At 42.4% G+C, this 18,300-nt stretch carries 17 protein-coding genes and 1 rRNA gene; 4 read left to right on the forward strand and 14 right to left on the reverse strand.

The features are described 5' to 3' along the window. Positions 1-95, reverse strand: a 16S ribosomal RNA gene (locus M3180_RS14500); the annotation flags it as partial. Positions 96-675: 580 nt separating this feature from the next. Then, a complete protein-coding gene (locus M3180_RS14505; protein ID WP_251668725.1) occupies positions 676-1,548 on the reverse strand; it encodes a nucleotidyltransferase-like protein in 873 nt (290 codons plus the stop codon). Positions 1,549-1,711: 163 nt separating this feature from the next. Here M3180_RS14505 and M3180_RS14510 point away from each other — a divergent pair, with 163 nt between their 5' ends. Next, entirely contained in the window at positions 1,712-2,065 is a 354-nt protein-coding gene (locus M3180_RS14510) for a DUF2614 family zinc ribbon-containing protein (RefSeq protein WP_251668727.1), read from the forward strand. A 119-nt stretch (positions 2,066-2,184) separates the two neighbouring features. Here M3180_RS14510 and M3180_RS14515 read toward each other — a convergent pair whose 3' ends face one another. From M3180_RS14515 to M3180_RS14555, 9 genes are all read right to left on the reverse strand, one after another. Then, entirely contained in the window at positions 2,185-3,897 is a 1,713-nt protein-coding gene (locus M3180_RS14515; protein ID WP_251668729.1) for a glycosyl hydrolase family 18 protein, read from the reverse strand. A 94-nt stretch (positions 3,898-3,991) separates the two neighbouring features. Continuing rightward, complete coding sequence (gene perR / locus M3180_RS14520; protein ID WP_251668731.1) at positions 3,992-4,417, reverse strand: peroxide-responsive transcriptional repressor PerR; 426 nt, start codon at positions 4,415-4,417, stop codon at positions 3,992-3,994. Between the two features lie 58 nt (positions 4,418-4,475). Continuing rightward, complete coding sequence (locus tag M3180_RS14525; protein ID WP_251668733.1) at positions 4,476-6,071, reverse strand: DUF4097 family beta strand repeat-containing protein; 1,596 nt, start codon at positions 6,069-6,071, stop codon at positions 4,476-4,478. Further along, positions 6,053-6,775: an MgtC/SapB family protein gene (locus tag M3180_RS14530; protein ID WP_251669043.1), complete on the reverse strand. Its 723-nt coding sequence runs from the start codon at positions 6,773-6,775 to the stop codon at positions 6,053-6,055. The genes M3180_RS14525 and M3180_RS14530 overlap by 19 nt, the downstream gene beginning before the upstream one ends. 580 nt (positions 6,776-7,355) lie before the next feature. Continuing rightward, positions 7,356-8,804 (reverse strand): Asp-tRNA(Asn)/Glu-tRNA(Gln) amidotransferase subunit GatB, encoded by a 1,449-nt coding sequence (gene gatB / locus M3180_RS14535; RefSeq protein ID WP_251668735.1) that lies wholly within the window; start codon positions 8,802-8,804, stop codon positions 7,356-7,358. A gap of 25 nt (positions 8,805-8,829) precedes the next feature. Then, positions 8,830-10,287, reverse strand: a complete 1,458-nt coding sequence (gatA, locus tag M3180_RS14540; RefSeq protein WP_251668737.1) for an Asp-tRNA(Asn)/Glu-tRNA(Gln) amidotransferase subunit GatA — start codon at positions 10,285-10,287, stop codon at positions 8,830-8,832. A gap of 28 nt (positions 10,288-10,315) precedes the next feature. Further along, entirely contained in the window at positions 10,316-10,603 is a 288-nt protein-coding gene (gene gatC, locus M3180_RS14545; RefSeq protein ID WP_251668739.1) for an Asp-tRNA(Asn)/Glu-tRNA(Gln) amidotransferase subunit GatC, read from the reverse strand. Between the two features lie 188 nt (positions 10,604-10,791). Then, a complete protein-coding gene (locus tag M3180_RS14550) occupies positions 10,792-11,169 on the reverse strand; it encodes an ATPase (RefSeq protein ID WP_251669045.1) in 378 nt (125 codons plus the stop codon). Between the two features lie 103 nt (positions 11,170-11,272). After that, on the reverse strand, positions 11,273-12,055 hold the full coding sequence (locus tag M3180_RS14555; protein ID WP_251668741.1) for a GTP pyrophosphokinase: 783 nt from the start codon (positions 12,053-12,055) through the stop codon (positions 11,273-11,275). Between the two features lie 257 nt (positions 12,056-12,312). On the opposite strand from M3180_RS14555, the gene uraA reads away from it, so the two are divergent. From uraA to M3180_RS14570, 3 genes are all read left to right on the forward strand, one after another. Next, positions 12,313-13,602, forward strand: a complete 1,290-nt coding sequence (gene uraA, locus M3180_RS14560; protein WP_251668743.1) for a uracil permease — start codon at positions 12,313-12,315, stop codon at positions 13,600-13,602. A gap of 123 nt (positions 13,603-13,725) precedes the next feature. Further along, positions 13,726-14,340, forward strand: coding sequence for a hypothetical protein (locus tag M3180_RS14565; RefSeq protein WP_251668745.1), 615 nt, complete (start codon positions 13,726-13,728; stop codon positions 14,338-14,340). Positions 14,341-14,437: 97 nt separating this feature from the next. Continuing rightward, complete coding sequence (locus tag M3180_RS14570; RefSeq protein ID WP_251668747.1) at positions 14,438-16,318, forward strand: cyclic nucleotide-binding domain-containing protein; 1,881 nt, start codon at positions 14,438-14,440, stop codon at positions 16,316-16,318. Between the two features lie 143 nt (positions 16,319-16,461). Here the strand turns inward: M3180_RS14570 and moaA are convergent, their stop codons facing one another. Genes moaA through moaD form a run of 3 tightly spaced genes read right to left on the reverse strand, consistent with a single transcriptional unit; the run spans position 16,462 to position 18,293 of the window. Beyond that, a complete protein-coding gene (gene moaA, locus M3180_RS14575; protein WP_251668749.1) occupies positions 16,462-17,475 on the reverse strand; it encodes a GTP 3',8-cyclase MoaA in 1,014 nt (337 codons plus the stop codon). Beyond that, on the reverse strand, positions 17,444-18,052 hold the full coding sequence (gene mobA, locus M3180_RS14580; RefSeq protein ID WP_251668751.1) for a molybdenum cofactor guanylyltransferase: 609 nt from the start codon (positions 18,050-18,052) through the stop codon (positions 17,444-17,446). Before mobA ends, moaA begins: the two co-directional genes overlap by 32 nt. 1 nt (position 18,053) lies before the next feature. Continuing rightward, on the reverse strand, positions 18,054-18,293 hold the full coding sequence (gene moaD, locus M3180_RS14585) for a molybdopterin converting factor subunit 1 (RefSeq protein ID WP_251668753.1): 240 nt from the start codon (positions 18,291-18,293) through the stop codon (positions 18,054-18,056). Positions 18,294-18,300: the final 7 nt, after the last annotated feature.

Here is an 18,300-nt window from a genome sequence, read left to right on the forward strand (position 1 = left end):
TCAGGAGTGCAAGCACTCCATCAAGTCCGCTCGACTTGCATGTATTAGGCACGCCGCCAGCGTTCGTCCTGAGCCAGGATCAAACTCTCCATTAAAGTGTTTGATTGCTCATTACTGTAAGTTTTTTTCAATGCGAGAATCGCTTGAAAAAATCTTCTATTTCGCTTTTTATCAACAACCCAACGGGGTTGAATTGTTGATGGCAGTTCTTACTCGTTGTTCAGTTTTCAAGGAACAATGTCGTTCTCATCTCATCATTTTCTTACAAAATCACTGATGAAGTGCGAACATTTTGTTTTTGTATGTCTGTCGCAATCTCTTGCGGCGACAAAGAATAATATATCATATTTTAGCCGTTCATTGCAAGTGTTTTTTTCGAAGAAATTTATTTTGTTTCTTTCGTAAATCAGCACCGCTCGGAGCGACAAGTAGTAATTTATCATAGAACAGCTATAGAAGTCAATACTTTTTGCGAAAAAAGTCGAATGCATTAAAAATTCCGTAACACTCGTCGTTTTAGATGTAATAAAGTAATGCTGCAGAACCTAACTCTTCATGTTTTACTAGGTACGATGGCACAATTGTCTTAAATGAACAACAAGGCAGTACAGCATAATTTGCTATCTGCCTTGTTCGATGTATCAAAGGTAAAATAATAAGGCTCCTACAGCATAGCTATGGTAACATGTATCGAAGCTCAATTACCTCATCAACCTGATCGTTATTAAACGTTGCCACTTCCTTAAGAAGATGTCCCTGAACAAGCTTTTGAATAACTAATGTAATATCTTCTGCAATGTAACGCAATTTCGGGTGCATCTGTAATTCTGAAATACTCCAAGCTTCATTCTTTTCCTTCATTAACTCTAATAGATAAGAGCAGCAATCCTTCATTTTACTCATTACAGAGAATTCACACGCTAGCATTACCAGCTCTACTCTTTGATCGATCGATTCAGGACTCGCAATTAGCTCTTCATAAAGCTTATAAATTCCAGGATGAACCTTTCTCAACTGCTTCCATACTGTCAATTCTGGATGCAGTCCTTCTTCAATTAGCACAATATGCGCCCAGTGGTGAATGGCTACTAATATTTGAGAATAGGCATCGAGAGTATTGCTTTCTGTCATATTGCGCTTTGCATGAAATAAGCTTTCAATAAATCCACTGTAAGCTTTTAGCTTACGTTGATTGCGGAGCTCCTCAGGAAATTCAAGTATTTGCTCCTTTAGCTCCTCGAGAACACCTTGAGGGTCTGAGATAATTTCACCTGTAAGCAGCCAATCCATTAGATGATAGCGGCTAAAACTCACGGAAGGATTTTCAATATCCTTAATATGGACCGTTCGGATGAAGATTCGCTCATTCTCTATCTCTAAATGCTCAATCTTACGTGTAATTAATTCAAGTGAGGATACAACCAAAACATAGTATACATATTCATTCGTATGAAATGGATATCGCTCTGTATTATGCATCAGCACTAAACCTTGAACATCTGAGCTTGCATCATATCTTTCTAGTAAATGTTTTTTTATATCCTCCACTACTGCCTCCGTATAGCTTATCGCAATGTTATACGATATAATATGAAATTGCAGACAATAAAAATTTTCGACAGTAATAGGTTTATTCCTGCTTAAGTTTGAAATGTTTTATGTAATTAATTGTGACTTTTATTATCATAACGCTTTAGAAAGGAGTATTCTCATGAAAAACTTATTTTTCAAAACAGCAAAAATTAATGAGTTTCGACTATGGGGAATGATTTTCACCCTTGTTGGAATGGGTGTTATGATTCTTGGAACAGGCGGCATATTATTGTTTGGAGATGTTGGTAAAATTATCGCTGCTATTTTCCTAGTACTTGGAATGATTGCCTTGCTTGTTAGTGTCGCCATTTACTTTTGGGCAGGAATGATGTCAACCAGTGCGACGATGCTCCAATGCCCTGAATGTAATCGTCCAACGAAAATGCTTGGAAAAACAGATCGCTGCATGTACTGCAAAACCATATTAACGCTTGATCCTGATCAAGCGAATACAATACCTGCAGCAGATTAGAATTGCTCTAAATGTTACACAGCCACTTTCTGCTACCAAGTACATATTACGCAAAGAAAAAAGCTAGAGGCTGCCAGCCTCTAGCTTTTTTCATATCATTATAAGATTAAATAAGTGCATTATTGATTCAACTCTTCATCAATAACCTTCCATATATCGTCCTTAGCAAATGTGCGCGCCCATGTCGCAACACCAGCTAGCTTATACTTATGAACGAGGTCAATACGTCCAGCTATCGATCGCTCATCCTCTAGCCAAATACGCTGCTTGATCCCATCTTCCACATACTCTATATAGTGCTGACCGCTCGCTTCATCTAGCTCAGGTTTTAATTGATGTTCCGTGATAATCTCTTGAGCCTTGGTCATACCAATAGCTTTCGAGCTTACCTTCGTTGAGCCGTCCTCAAGTGTTTCTTCAGACCATACACGCGTATAAAGAGGCATCCCTAGTATTAGCTTTTCAGGTGCTACCTGATCTTCTTCGAGAATTCTCTTAATTGATTGCTCAACCCAAGGTAAAGATGCAACAGAGCCTGCCTTAGGGCTTGATGCCCAGTGCTCGTCATAGGCCATAACCATCATATAATCAACGAGCTTACCTAAAGCTGCACGATCCAAAAACACAGACCACATCTCGCTATTCGATTTCGGTGTAACATCAATCGAAACAACGAGTCCTTGCTCGTGCATAATCGGCATCATTTCTTTTACAAACTGTACTAAATTCTCTTTGTCTTCCGTATACACATTTTCAAAATCAATATTAATTCCATCAAGCTGGTACAACTCAGCAAATGCAACTAATTGCTGAATCATAGCGAAGCGCTTCTCAGTGCTTGCAAGCACTGCGGTTGTCCAATCTGGCTCAAAGCCATTGCTGAACAGCGCCCAGACCTGATAACCACGTTTATTCGCCCATTCCATATATTCATGGGTAGCTTTACCTTGAATCGTTCCTTCCGCATCCACAAGCTCGAACCAGGTTGGACTAACAACATTCAACCCTTCCATGCTTGGCATAGTCGATAATGTGGGCTGCCTGTTATAAATCGCTTCCCATGTCAAATTAATCTTTTTACCCGAAAGATCGTGCTTAAGACCCTCATATTGCTCTAGGCTAGGCGAATACACGATGGCATCCCCTTTTTGAATATGAGCTGATTTAACATAACCTTGAGTCCCGCTTTCAGTCTGCACCTTTGTCCAATCCTCGCCTGTCTCCCAGACTAAGAGCCTTTCGCCAAGTGCTAGCTCGCGATAATAGGCGCTTTTGATAGTCGGCTCAGAACGTAATGCCGTTCCGTTTTTACGAATAATCGACCCTGTATCTATAGTGAACTGCCCATCATATAATGCGATGACTTGATCCATCTGTTCAATATGCAGTCCATATAGCTGCTCGATTAATTCTGCAGGAATATATACTGTATCATTTTCTACCTGTGCGGTAATATTCAACTCATAGCTTTTTTCATTTAATAATGCAGTCAAAGATTCTGTCTTAAAACGCAGCACCTTATCCAAGGTTGTTAGTACTAAGGTGTTGGTCTCTGACTCATAATGAATAGGTGAATCCTCTAAAAGCTCATCTAGCAAGGGTAGTGGTAGCTTAATATGCCCGTCCTGAACAAGTGCACCATGCTGCTGCAGCTCTCCATTGTAATAAATAGGATGGTCGTGAGAATACACGACCTCTTGTTGCTCGAACGAAGGTACAAGCTTCATGTAACCTATTACACAGGTAATGACTAGGGCGATCGTAAATATCAACCAGTATACTCCACCACGTCGACGATGTCTTCGCCGTGGCGGGAATTGCTGTTGTGTCATATGGTTTCTCTCTCTCCTAATTAAAAACGTGCAAAATAGCGAGTTTCTCGCTGATCTGCACGTTCATAGATTCATGTTTCAATTGTTCATTTAACTATTCTGGGCTGCAAGATTGACATATCCCATAAATTTCCATGCGGTGACCTTGTACGACGAAGCCTGTGCTCTCTGATGCTGCGCGTTCAACCTCCACAAGCGGTGGATGAACAAAATCTACGATCGATCCACAATGTTTACAAATGGCATGATAGTGATCTGACAAATCCGCATCAAAACGGCTAGAATCATCTCCATATGTCAGCTCTCTTACTAAACCCGCTTCTACAAATAAACGCAAATTATTATAAATCGTTGCAACGCTCATACTTGGATACGTTGGTGATAATGCCTTGTAAATATCATCAGCAGTAGGATGCGTTTTTGTATCCATCAGAAAACTTAAAATAGCGTGTCGCTGCGGGGTCATACGCACGCCGTTCGTTTTCAATTGTTCTAAAGCCAATTGCACGTTGGCAATCATTCCCCTCACGCCTTTCTTTTAATAATAATTCTATTGTACGTTTAGTTCTAAAGTTTTGTCAATGAATCGACGGAATCTCGCCTTGTAGCAGAATGTAATCGGATGCGTACAATTCTATCTCATACTTCCCAGTACCATTGCGGATTGAAAGCTCTTTAATCTGTTCTTCATCTAGCGACCCTTTGACAATATTTCCAAAAGCTACCTTAGCATGTAAATTATAATTTGATCCATTGGGTAGTTTAACCTGCATATTTCCAACTGTAGCCGTTAAGCTCATATCTCCATTGAGTCTATTCAGCTTCACATAGACATCACCACTCAATGCAGTTACAGCAACCTCTCGTGTTGGATGAATGATAGTTATATCGCCTTTTTTACTTTGAGCAGATACATTGCCCATGATATCCTTCATATAAATCGACCCATGCTTGGTTTCAGCATTTACGCTGCCTATTAGATTTCGCATATGAATAGCAGCCCTATTGCTCTCGACCTTAATGGCACCAGATGCAACAAAGTCTTGGACGACAGCAGCACCGTGTTCCACACGAACTGACACATCCTTCACAAACCGTGCGGATCTTGGTACGATAACGGTCATATTTAATCTAGGGTATTGATTAAGGCTATATCGCGGCATTACCGTCTCTATCGTAATCCCTTGTTCATCATTAAACTTCACATCAACGCTTGTTTGAGCTCTTACATCCAAAGCTGGCTGCTCGTCTGGCGAATTAACATAAAGCACCGGAATAATCGTCAATTCCTGCACATCACCAGCCTGAACACGGACATGGCCGTTCAGGTGACGAAGCTGAAATGAAGTCAACTCATCGATTGGCACCTTAATTGGCGGAAGCTCATAGCGGAAACCATTAGCATCGTCCAACACCACTTGATCAATAACTGGAGCGTGGAAGCTTTCTAGCAATTGTGAAGGATAATCACTGTACTCGACCACAACATAAGAGCTAATAACAAAAACGATTGCTGTGCATAACCCCCTTAAGTCAGTGGAGTAGCCGGAGTGGACTAGTTTTCGAAGACGATACAAAAACAAAACAATGAGCTCGATCATAACGATGATCGGCAGCACATAGATCCAATTGCTCCATTGAATTGGTGCGATTTGCTTAAGTATAAGCAACACGACGATATTAAGGAGGATTAGCGCTGCACTTACACGAGCAATGTAAAGCTTTCCGTTTTTTATATGAGACGGGTGTAGCAGTAAATAGCAGGCAATGCTTACAAGCAGCGCTATTGGATATAGCTTGATGACCAGCTGCTTAAACGGATACATCATATCAAATGGTACCCATAGCGCTGATGCTAATATTAACAGAACGCTGGACATCCATAGCATCCAGACAGACGGATAGTGGTACTTATAATGGGCAGTTTGTAGGCTATTAAAGATTGCATAGAAGTAATGATACGGCACAATTATGATGATGTAAGCAATACTTAGCGGCTGCTCAATAACGACCATATGTAACAATGTATATGCAAGGGTTATATGGAATAGAAAGCTACTTGCAATAAATATGGCTTTATCTCGCTTACCAATGAGCCAATGACCAAGGCCCGGCAGCAAAACTGCCAGGCTAGCAATCAACCAGTATTTACGTGTTATTCGTACTCGATCCAACGAACGCCCTCCACTTGCTTTAACTCATGAATTAAAGAAATCATAGCATCATGCTGCTTTCGTTCAATATCTACGAAATATGTAATCATGATCAGTTTTTCATCGATATCACTTACGTGCCTCAACCTACTACCATCAGCATCCTCTAATGAAAGCTTGTGCAATGTAGCACGATGCTCCTTTAGCTTATCCTGAGTCGTTTTCATTAATGCGGTACGATCTTCACAGATCAAGTGAATGACATAGCTCTTTTTATTACGAATGAAGCGTTGCTCCAGTTTATTGAAGAGCCATAATGTTAGGATGACCATTAAGGTTACAGCCCCGGATGCAAAATAAAAGCCTGCACCGACAGCTAGACCAATCGCGGCCACAACCCAAAGCGAGGCCGCAGTCGTCAAGCCAGATATTTTCTTGCCGGTGAACAGGATCGTCCCAGCACCTAGAAAACCTACGCCGGTAATAACAGCGGCTGCTAAACGTGCAGGGTCTACACGTACATTCAACTCATTGACGAAATCGGAGAATCCGTATATGGACAATAGCATCATGAGGCATGCACCGACACATACTAAAATGTTCGTACGAAAACCAGCGGCATGATTATGCTGCTCACGTTCAAAGCCGATCATTCCTCCGAGGACAAGTGCAACGAGCAAGCGAATAAGAATCTCAACTTCACTAATATACCAAGGACTATCCATTGCTGCCTGCATGCAAGTACTCCTTTTAAATGAATGTAAATAATGACGAAGCGTCGACAATAGCGCTACTGCGCGATTTCACCATGAAATCGCGCAGTAGCAACTGTTCATACTCTATAGGTTATGCGTACAAAATGTTCAGTATAACTTCGTGATCAAAGCTGACCAGGTCAGCTTTCAGCACCGAGGCATACTCTTCCGAAGTGCGTTTTTTCAAAACGCAATATTCGGCGCCTAATAATCATTCAGTGATACTTCGTGATCAAAGCTGAACGGTCAGCTTTCAGCACCGAGAAGATTGGATAAAGCAAAGGTCTGAGGAGCGGAGCGTACGTTTCTGGTACGTGAGCACCGGAAGACCTTTAGCTGAATTCAATATTCGATGCCGAATAAGCATTCAGTGATACTTCGTGATCAAAGCTGACCAGGTCAGCTTTCAGCACCGAGAAGATTGGATAAAGCTAGAGATTGAGAAGCGCAGCGTACGTACTTGGTACGTGAGCATCGGAAGACCTTTAGCTGAATTCAATATTCGATGTCGAATAATCATTCAGTTCAGCTTCGTGATCAAAGCTGACCCCTATTGGGATTTTAAGCGGTCTACTAACAGCTTATTCACCATCGCCGGGTTCGCTTTACCTTTAGTTTCCTTCATTAGCTGACCAACAAGGAAGCCAATCGCTTTCTCCTTACCTGCACGGTAGTCTTCAACAGATTGAGGATTGCGTTCGATAACAGCATCAACGATTGCAAGTAGAGCTCCTTCATCGCTAATTTGAACAAGTCCTTGCTCTTCAACGATTTGTTGAGGAAGCTTACCTGTTTCAAGCATCGTTTTGAAGACAGTCTTCGCAATTTTACCGTTGATCGTACCTTTTGCAAGCAGCTCTAGCATTTCACCAAGTCCTTGCCCAGTTAATGCAACATCGGACAACTCCTTGTTGTTCTGATTCATGTAGCCGAGTAGATCACCCATGATCCAGTTGGCAGCGCCTTTCGCATCCTTCGTATATTGCAAGCTTTCCTCGAACAAATCAGCTAGCTGCTTAGAGGATGTAATGACCTCAGCGTCATAGCTGGAAAGCTCATATTCGGATGTGTAACGAGCCTTACGAGAATCAGGAAGCTCTGGAATCGACGCACGAATGGCATCCTTCCATTCCTGGCTAATATGAATTTTTACTAGGTCTGGGTCTGGGAAGTAACGATAATCGTGTGCTTCTTCCTTACCACGCATCGAGAATGTTTTGCCTGAAGCATCATCATAGCGTCGTGTTTCCTGAACTACCTCGCCGCCAGCATTCAATATTTCAGCTTGACGTATTTGCTCATATTCAAGACCACGCACGACGTTACGCATGGAGTTCATATTTTTCAATTCCGCGCGGATACCAAATTCCTTCTGGCCATAAGGACGCAAGCTGATGTTAGCATCACAACGCATGCTGCCCTCTTCCATCTTCACATCAGACACATCACAGTACAGCATAATGGAACGAAGCTTTTCAAGGTAAGCCTTCGCTTCCTCTGGTGTGCGAATATCTGGCTCAGATACAATCTCGATTAACGGTGTACCGACACGGTTAAAGTCTACTAACGACGCGTAACCGCCATCGATATGCGTCAGCTTACCCGCATCCTCTTCCAGATGCACGCGAGTAATCCCGATACGTTTCGTTTCGCCATTCACTTCAATATCAATATAGCCGTGCTCACCAATCGGCTGATCATATTGTGAAATCTGATACGCCTTTGGTGAATCCGGGTAGAAATAGTTTTTACGGTCGAATTTACTGATATCTGCCACTTGGCAATTCAATGCCATCGATGCCTTCATCGCATATTCTACTGCTTGGCGATTCAATACTGGAAGTACGCCTGGATGACCAAGGCATACCGGACATGTATGCGAGTTCGGAGGCGCGCCAAATTCAGTTGAGCAGCCACAGAAAATTTTACTGTTCGTATGCAGCTCAACGTGAACCTCTAGGCCTACGACCGTCTCATATTTGTTCGTAGTCATATTCATCTATCCTTTCGTCATCACGCAGAGCTTATAGCGTTGGGCGCTGCTTGTGAAATTCAGTATTCGCTTCAAATGCGTGTGCCGCACGCAATACAGTGGATTCATCAAAGGCTTTACCAATAATTTGCATACCGATAGGCAGCCCATCTGCTTGTCCACAAGGAATACTAATGGCTGGAACACCAGCTAATGAAACTGGAATCGTACAAATATCATTCAAATACATCGTTAGCGGGTCACCTACTTGCTCACCGATACGGAATGCAGTCGTTGGTGCAGTTGGTCCAATAACGAGGTCATATTTTTCGAATACCTGATCAAAGTCTTGCTTGATTAAAGTACGTACCTTTTGTGCCTTTAAGTAATAAGCATCGTAATAGCCGGAGCTTAGCGCATATGTACCTAGCATAATACGGCGCTTCACCTCTGGGCCAAAGCCTTGAGAGCGCGACTTGCGATACAGATCAATGAGGTTGTCAGGATTTTCAGCTCTAACTCCATAGCGTACACCATCAAAGCGCGCTAGGTTAGAGGATGCTTCAGAGGAAGCTAGCAAATAGTACGTAGCAATCGCGTACTCTGTATGCGGCAGCGATACCTCTTCCCATGTTGCGCCAAGAGATTCATATGTCTTCAGCGCATTCATTACAGCTTCCTTAACACGTGGATCAATACCTTCACCTAGATACTCCTTAGGTACGGCAATACGAAGACCCTTTACATCACCAGTCAATGCTTCACTATAGTTAGGAATCGCAACATTGGCAGAAGTGGAATCACTCGCATCATAGCCAGCAATCGCTTGAAGCACATGTGCTGCATCCTCAACATTTTTCGTAAGCGGCCCTATCTGATCAAGTGAAGACGCAAATGCCACTAGACCAAAGCGCGATACTAGGCCATATGTAGGCTTAAGACCAACAATACCGCAGTAAGCCGCCGGCTGACGGATGGAACCGCCTGTATCAGAGCCTAGTGAGAAATAAACTTGTCCAGCTGCAACAGCTGCTGCTGAACCGCCACTTGAACCACCTGGCACATGCTCAGTGTTCCATGGATTGCGTGTCGCAAAGTAGCTGGAGTTCTCATTCGATCCGCCCATCGCAAATTCATCCATGTTCAATTTACCGATCGTAACAGTACCCGCATCGCGCAGCTTACGAGTAACTGTAGCATCATAGATTGGGTTGTAGTTGCTTAAAAATTGGCTGGCACATGTTGTAAGCAGCCCTTCCGTAACGATATTGTCCTTAATACCCGCTGGCAGACCGAATAGCGCGCCTTGTGCCTCTGAACTAGCTAGCTTTTGATCCAGCTCGCCCGCTTGCTTGCGCGCTTCCTGCTCATTTAGTGTAATAAAAGCTTTAATGGTATCATCGGTTTGCGCGATGCGCTTATAGGAAGCATCAACAAGCTCAGTAACTGACAACTCCTTGCTTCTTAGCTTCGCTCCGACTTCTTGCAAACTTAATTCAAAAGGTGACAACAAAGGTTCCTCCCTTCAATTTCTCCAATTATTCAATGACCGCTGGTACCTTGATTTGATCATCTTCTTCGTCTGGTGCATTCAGTAGTACCTTGTCAATCGGTAAGGATTCCTTCTGCACATCATCACGCATTACGTTAACAAGCTGGAATACGTGACTTGTTGGTTCTACCTCATCTGTATTCAGCTCATTTAGCTTTTCAGCATATTTTAATATCGCATTTAGCTGATCTGTAAACTGAGACTTTTCCGCATCCGACAGCTCTAAGCGAGCAAGATTCGCTACATGTTCAACATCTTTCAATGTTATGCTCATTCCACTACTCTCCTTAGTTTTTCTATCCTTGCAATGCACGTATTCGTAATTATTACGGGAACTCTTATGTACATTCTGCCTTATATTATATCCTGCCAAAGACTATTATAGCAATGATCTAACAACAGCAAAAGAAGCAGCTCAGCTCAAATGGCCGAAACTGCTCCTTACCTTTGTTACATATTGTACTATATCCAAGCTTTCAAATTAATTTGGCGTATAAATTCCTCACCAGTCATTGGCGTCTCATCCGCTTCCTCTGGCGTATCTTCCTCTTCACCATTCATAATATAGTGAAACAACTTCTCATTATGTGTGGCAAGTGCATAATCAATAAGTGCTGCTTTCTCTACTTTCTCCGCTTCTTGCTTAATAATCTCGGATTCTAGTTCAATATCTTGCTTAGGAACAGCGAAATTACGATTAAGCCCAGGGACACGCACAACATAGTCAAATACATTATCAGCATTGCGATCATATGCTATGATGTACCCGTACTCGCCGATCGGAAGCTTCTGCTCAAACTGATCCTCAACAATAACGATCTTGGATCCTAGTGGCAACATCATCCTCATCCCCTATGCTTAGCACGTGTGATGCTAATATAATATGCATACTATCCTACTAAACATTCTAGCATCTGTCCATTGCTATTGGGTAATTTTCTCATTATCCTTTTGAATGTCCGTTAAGATTTTGACTAAGCTCCTGCTCGATAATAGGAGGCAATCTCAATTGTGATTGGCCCACCTGAGACAGAATCAGCTTCGTAAATTCATCACCTTCATCGTGATTTTGCTTTTCCTTAATAATCGTAATTTCTTTATGCAATCTTTCCATTTGCTGGTCAAGCACATTAGCTGCATCTGCAGCCTGCTTTAGCTCATGAGTGAGGTGTGATGGAATAGCCTCATCATACTTATAAAATATTTTATGCTCCAAGCTAGCCCAGAAGTCCATCGCAATCGTACGAATTTGTATTTCTACACAAACCAATTCACGGCCGGTCGTCATGACGACCGGTACCCCTGCAATAAGATGCAGGCTGCGATAGCCGTTGGGCTTAGGATTTTTAATATAGTCCTTTGCTTCGTAGATTTCTACGTCAAAATGCTTTTCCAGCATGTCTTGAATATGATAGATATCCGATATGAATGAGCAAGTAATCCGAATGCCTGCAATATCCTTAATTCCGTTACGGATACTATCAAGAGAAAACGGGAGACCTTTTCGTTGAATTTTTCCAATGATGCTATCAAACGTCTTTACACGGGATTTGGTATGTTCAATTGGATTATAGTCATGAAGCAGCTGAAATTCTTCCCTTAGAATTTCGATCTTCGTTTCGAGTTCATTTAGCGCGAACTGGTACATCATCATCACTCTAGTTACATCTTCACGCAGGCGTTTAAATTGCTCTACCTGATTCGAAATGATCTGATAATTTTCCATCCGTAATCTCCTCACTTGTCCTACTTCTTGTGCAGGTCACTTTACGTGTGTGTCATCCTAATTGTAAACGATGGCTAATAGCTTTCGCAAATTGTCCCAGCTGGGATACATTCTCTTCTACGAATAGAAATCATGTTCAGCTCATCTTTTTTTAAGAAATTGTGAACAATAAGTGAGAAAAGTCCTTGTCGAACAGTAAATGCTAATGTAGAATCATGTAGGATTAAAAACAATTAAATAAAAGGAGTTAATCATTCATGCGTAAAGCAATAGGGGTTAATGAACGACCTGCACTGCCAATGTCACTCATGCTCGGTCTTCAGCATCTTTTTGCAATGTTTGGTTCTACTGTGCTTGTACCGAACATTTTGGGTGTCGATCCAGCGATCTGCTTATTGATGAACGGGATCGGTACACTGCTGTACATATTAATTTGTAAAGGCAAGATTCCCGCTTACTTAGGCTCGAGCTTCGCCTTCCTCGCTCCAGCTACAGCAGTAATAACTAAGGAAGCTGGTGGCAGCTATTCTGATGCTCTCGGCGGCTTTATCGTAGTAGGTGTTATTTTTACAATAGTTGCACTTATCGTAGCTAAAGCAGGCACAAAGTGGATTGACGTTGTCTTCCCACCTGCAGCAATGGGAGCAATTATTGCGATCATTGGACTTGAGCTTGTGCCTGTAGCAGCAGGAATGGCTGGTTGGATACCGAGTGATCCAACTGATCTTGATTGGACGATGGACCCTAATACCGTTATCCTGTCTACTGCAACGTTAGCAGTCACTGTACTTGGCTCGGTCTTGTTCCGAGGCTTTATGCGTATCATTCCAATCCTTTTCGGGATTATATTCGGCTATGTACTGGCCATCTTCATGGGTATGGACTTTGAAGGCATTGGTGCAGTTTCATTCTTCAGTGCACCAGAACTTACGACGCCGACGTTCAATTGGATAGCGATTGCTACAATCGCACCAGCAGCACTTGTCGTCATTGCCGAGCATATTGGACATCTTGTTGTAACGAGCAATATTGTTGGAAAAGATCTGTCTAAGGATCCAGGGCTACATCGCTCTCTGCTTGGTAATGGTATCTCGACGATCCTATCTGGTTTTGTCGGCTCTACACCGAATACGACATATGGCGAAAACATCGGCGTACTAGCCATTACACGTGTGTTCTCAACGTTCGTTATTGGACTCGCAGCAGTGATCGCGATTCTATTGTCCTTCTTAGGTAAATTTTCTTGGCTAATTGCTAACATTCCGGCAGCGGTTATGGGGGGCGTATCTCTACTATTATTCGGTGTCATTGCAGCATCCGGCTTCCGTATGCTTATCGAATCAAAGGTTGACTACAGTAAGCCTTCTAACCTCTACCTTACAACAGTCGTGCTAGTAGTTGGTTTAAGCGGCGTTACGCTAAAAATCGGTGATTTCGCAATGTCCGGCATGTCACTAGCAACAGTAGTTGCTATCGTGCTTAGTCTTCTATTGAAGCTGTTCGACGTGTGGAAGGTTTCTAATGACTACGAGGAATCAAGTCATTAATTACATCGCTAAACTAATCGCTCAACGTTTTTTGAATTTTGTAACTGACATTACAGACCGGCATGGAATAGAGAGCTATAGTGTAACTATAAGATTGAATATGAAATGCGGAGGTCGAGTGTAATGAATAAAAAGATCATACTCTCTATGGTTGGCATGATGTTGTTCGGAATGATTATTGGAACAGGAATTATGATGAATGATGAAGCATATAAAGCTGTAAAAGGTGCAATTAACGGTGGCGGAACAGATAATATGATCGGCTACATGGGCGTAAATGGCATAAACCCACTTCAAATACAAAGCATGGACATCGAAACAGCTTTGCTCATGGTTCAGAGCAATCGTGCTAACTTGCTAGAAACACAATTAAGAGATCAAATTAATGAGGTTACTAAGCGCAACGAGCTCCTAGCCGAACTCAATAAGTTAATTAATTCTCTAGTAAGTGAAAAGCACCCAACTAAGGTTAGCTATACATTAGACCAGACAACAACCGACTCCCTTAAGGAGTATGGTATATTGTCAGAGTCAAAACAAAGCTATAGCTTGCATGAAATCGATACAATGATTACTACATTAAAGGCCAGAGTAGATAACGCCTCAAATTCTCAGCAGATGGATATGCTTCGTCTGCAAAGCCTTTCGAACAAACGTAATGAGGCATTTGATATAATGACGAACTTTGTTAAAAAAATGCAAGACTCAAGAAGCTCAATTATTGGAAATATGCGTTAACAACTTCATACGATCTGATATATAATAAATTAATCAGATGATTGGACGGAATCTCTCCTGCATAGGGGAGATTCCGTTCTGCTATGGAGAGATGAACATGGAAAGCTCAATCGAGTTGATACGTAATCACATACTTATGAAGGGTGTTCCCGAGCACGAGCTTGAAGCAGCTGTTTCTGCAATGGATTATATGCTGCTATCCGATCATGAAAAGCTTATCACTGAAGGGGAAATAGGGGATTGCTGCTATTTTATTGTAGGTGGAAAGGCTCTCGTCTCAAGTAGCAATTTAACTGCTCGACAGATAGCCCTTGATGTTCTTCTTCCAGGAGCTATAGTCGGTGAGATTGCTTTAATTATGCAGGACAAGCGTACTGCTGACGTAACAGCAATCGGGCAGCTGGAGGTACTCCGCTTAAAATCGGTTGACTTCTACCGTCTTGCCAAAGCAAGCCCGATGTTTCACGAGAGTCTCCTTTTCTCCTCGAGAATACGTTTGCTGCACGGATTACTGCGAAAAACAACGATATGGTCTACTATCCCAGACGCAGAGCTAAGAGGCTTAGCAGAAATTACCCGAATTTCGAAGGTTAAACGCGGTGACACGATTCTCACAGAAGGAGAATTGTCTACTCAGCTGTACATGATATCGAAGGGACGTTTTCAGATCAAGCGAAACGACCGTAAAGTCGGTACGCTAGCAAGTGGAGATTGCTTTGGAGAAATCGACCTGCTTCTTGATGGTCCATATAGCGGAACGATTACTGCTTTAGAGGATAGTGAGCTGCTAATCATCGGCAAAGAGGAATTTCATTTTATATTACAGCAATTCGAGCAAGTACATAGACAATTCATTGAGCTAGCCTGCATTCGTCATCCAGAGCTCATTAAGGTGCTTAAACCAAAGCTTAATTCGTTAGCTCATACAGCTTCTTCGTCAATCTCCAACAACAAGCACCAGCATATGGATCGATCATCAGCAGAGAACGAGCAGAGGGATAAGCAGCAGGACTACAAAAAAAGCGATCATTGGATCAGTATCGTGCTTTCTCTCGGTGGACTATTTATATTAACGACAATATGTGCAATCTGGTTGAGGCATCCAGCATGGATCGGAGCTGCCCTCTTTATTGGCGGTCTAGCTGGGCCTGTATCCTTTGTATCATTTATAAGAGGCACTCAATTACTTGGCTATCGTGTATCACGACTAGCATTGGTCTTTATCATAGCTGCTATTACCGCTGCACCAAGTGCTTTTATTCTAGAACGACTGTTCATATTTGGTGGATGGCAAGGCTCAGAAAGCAAGCTTGGCTCAATTGCGGAGCCCATCACTGTAAGCTTAATTGAAGAGTCATTGAAGCTGCTAGTCTGTATCCTATGGCTGCGAGGTCGGAAGCAACGCTTTTTAATGGATGCTATCGTATTTGGCGCGGCAATCGGTATGGGTTTTGCAGCAGTAGAAAGCATTCTATATGGCTGGACATATCTTCAACAAGGTACTGCTGCAGACATGCTCGCTGTGCTTTGGGTTCGTGCCCTGCTTTCTCCATTTGGACATGGGACATGGACTGCTATCGCAGCAGCAGGCTTATGGTACGGGTTGCACAACAAAAACTTAGAACGCTCTAAAGTTAATTCCTTAATAATGATTGGACTAATGGTTATTAGCATCAGTTTGCATGCGCTTTGGGACAATGAATATACCGGTCGATTACTCGGAATGATTATTATAGGACTCGTTGGTTTAGTATTGTTATACCTCTTGCTTAAAAAGGGAATGCGCGATGAAGTACATGCACTTAAGGTAATGAATCCTATTATTGAAGAGCCCTCAGCAAAATATGCTCAATATCGCTCGTTGTCTTTACAAGCCGATGACACAGCCTCCTTGTTATGCGACGGCTGCGGCACTGTTACTCCAGCCAGCGCAAGCTATTGTGCGCGATGCGGTCAAGCACTTCGAGTAACAAGGTGATTCGTTGACCACAAGTTGATAATTAGGACATACCAAAAAACCGAGGAATGGGAGACTAGTGGACTAAGAATGATGCTTCTTCATTCAAAACCCATTTATCCTTCCTCGGTTTAATTGAATTAATCCGATATCGATAGGTCATGCTATCCGCCGATATAAGACATTCCAATTTTATTGCGCAGCTTAGCTGTATTGGCAGTACGTTCATCCGAATAGCGATCGTCACGTCCTGTCCATATATGTGATATCGCTGCCTTCAGATCCTCATCGGTTGCATGATTGCGAGATAGTGAGCGCAGGTCAAAGCCCTTCGTGGCAAATAAGCAATTATACATTTTACCATCCGAAGACAATCTTGCACGAGTGCATGAAGAACAAAACGATTCCGATATCGAAGTTATAAAACCTATTTTTGAGGTGCTGTTACTATAGCGGTAATATTTCGCGACCTCTCCAAAATAAGCCTGCTCCACAGGCTTAAGCTCATATTCCTGCTGCAGCATTTGCAGCATCTCCTGCTTGGTCAGTACTTGCTTTAAGCTCCAGCCATTATCATTACCTACATCCATAAATTCAATATAACGAAGCGTCACATTACGATCCTTGAAATAAGCTGCCATCGGCACAATTTCACTATCGTTGACGCCTTTTTGTACGACCATATTTACTTTAACCTCGAACCCCATTGCTACTGCAGCATCTATATTTTTCAAGATGCTAGCGGGCTCAATTCCTCTTCCATTCATTTCGCCAAAAATACTAGGGTCCAGTGCGTCAAGACTAATATTTAATCGACGCAAGCCAGCCTCATATAATGATTCTGCATACTTATGAAGTAGAAGTCCATTGGTCGTTAAAGCAACGTCCTCAACACCATCAATCATGTTAATTTGCTTCACAAGCTTGTGCAAGTCTTTACGCAATAGCGGTTCTCCGCCAGTTAAACGAATTTTTTTTACTCCAAGCGATACAAAAATCTCTGCTAATCGAACAATCTCTTCGTAAGATAGCAGCTCATGCTTAGGTAGAAACGGAAAATCATCTCCAAATATATCTTTAGGCATGCAATACGTGCAACGAAAGTTGCAGCGATCTGTAACGGATATACGTAAGTCACGTAATGGCCTATGGTGTCTGTCTTCTACGAATGCTGTCATGCCTGTTCACTTCTTTCATCTGTTCTCTATTGTTTATATTTTGAAGAATAAGCGGCGCATTGTCAAAAAGAACTTCTCCATTAAGCCAAACCACGTCCATCCGTTGCAATAATTTCATTACACTAAATTGCTTTAGCTTTAGCGCCTGCCTAATGTACATCTGCACGGCTTGGGGCCAAATGCTAACTAACGGATGATAATCATCGTCCAGACGAATACTATAAACTGCCTCACTAATCGCAGCAGCAAGAAGCTTCTGTATCGCTGTGACAGTTAAAAAGGGCATATCACAAGGCAAGACTACGTATCGATCAGCAGCCTCCTCTTGCATGGCAGAATAGATCCCGGAAAGTGGACCGTTACCCTTCACCTCAGCGCAATCCGTTATTACCTTCTTACCAATAGGGAATTTCGGTAAAAGCTCCTCACGCGTAACAATAATTACATCATCACATTGCTCGGCGAGCAAGCGATAGCTTCGCTCATAAAAATACTCACCTTCTATCATTGCGAAAGCCTTAGGTGAACCGAAGCGCCTTGACTCTCCACCAGCCAGTACTACTCCGACGGTCCTCATTTTAGCCACCACTTACAGGCGGAATAAATGCTACCACGTCACCTGCAACAATTAAATCATTTGGCTTAGCGTATTCCTCGTTGATCGCAACATGAAGTGAGCTTGCATAGGCTGAAAATCCTTCATAAGTAAATGATGTGCAATCTATTAGCTCCTGAACAGTCATCGATTCAACTGCTAATTGCTCCTCGCTCTTGCCTACAATCTCCTTCAATCTAGCAAAATACTTAATAATAATCATAAGCTAA

Source organism: Paenibacillus camelliae (assembly GCF_023715345.1).
Lineage (GTDB): Bacteria > Bacillota > Bacilli > Paenibacillales > Paenibacillaceae > Pristimantibacillus > Pristimantibacillus camelliae.

Bases quoted from the DNA above. Each gene is read 5' to 3' on its own strand.
- M3180_RS14510 (WP_251668727.1), top strand. From the start codon at position 1,712: ATGAAAAACTTATTTTTCAAAACAGCAAAAATTAATGAGTTTCGACTA.
- M3180_RS14515 (WP_251668729.1), bottom strand. From the start codon at position 3,897: ATGACACAACAGCAATTCCCGCCACGGCGAAGACATCGTCGACGTGGT.
- perR (WP_251668731.1), bottom strand. From the start codon at position 4,417: ATGATTGCCAACGTGCAATTGGCTTTAGAACAATTGAAAACGAACGGC.
- M3180_RS14530 (WP_251669043.1), bottom strand. From the start codon at position 6,775: ATGGATAGTCCTTGGTATATTAGTGAAGTTGAGATTCTTATTCGCTTG.
- gatB (WP_251668735.1), bottom strand. From the start codon at position 8,804: ATGAATATGACTACGAACAAATATGAGACGGTCGTAGGCCTAGAGGTT.
- gatC (WP_251668739.1), bottom strand. From the start codon at position 10,603: ATGAGCATAACATTGAAAGATGTTGAACATGTAGCGAATCTTGCTCGC.
- M3180_RS14550 (WP_251669045.1), bottom strand. From the start codon at position 11,169: ATGTTGCCACTAGGATCCAAGATCGTTATTGTTGAGGATCAGTTTGAG.
- M3180_RS14555 (WP_251668741.1), bottom strand. From the start codon at position 12,055: ATGGAAAATTATCAGATCATTTCGAATCAGGTAGAGCAATTTAAACGC.
- uraA (WP_251668743.1), top strand. From the start codon at position 12,313: ATGCGTAAAGCAATAGGGGTTAATGAACGACCTGCACTGCCAATGTCA.
- M3180_RS14565 (WP_251668745.1), top strand. From the start codon at position 13,726: ATGAATAAAAAGATCATACTCTCTATGGTTGGCATGATGTTGTTCGGA.
- M3180_RS14570 (WP_251668747.1), top strand. From the start codon at position 14,438: ATGGAAAGCTCAATCGAGTTGATACGTAATCACATACTTATGAAGGGT.
- moaA (WP_251668749.1), bottom strand. From the start codon at position 17,475: ATGACAGCATTCGTAGAAGACAGACACCATAGGCCATTACGTGACTTA.
- mobA (WP_251668751.1), bottom strand. From the start codon at position 18,052: ATGAGGACCGTCGGAGTAGTACTGGCTGGTGGAGAGTCAAGGCGCTTC.
- moaD (WP_251668753.1), bottom strand. From the start codon at position 18,293: ATGATTATTATTAAGTATTTTGCTAGATTGAAGGAGATTGTAGGCAAG.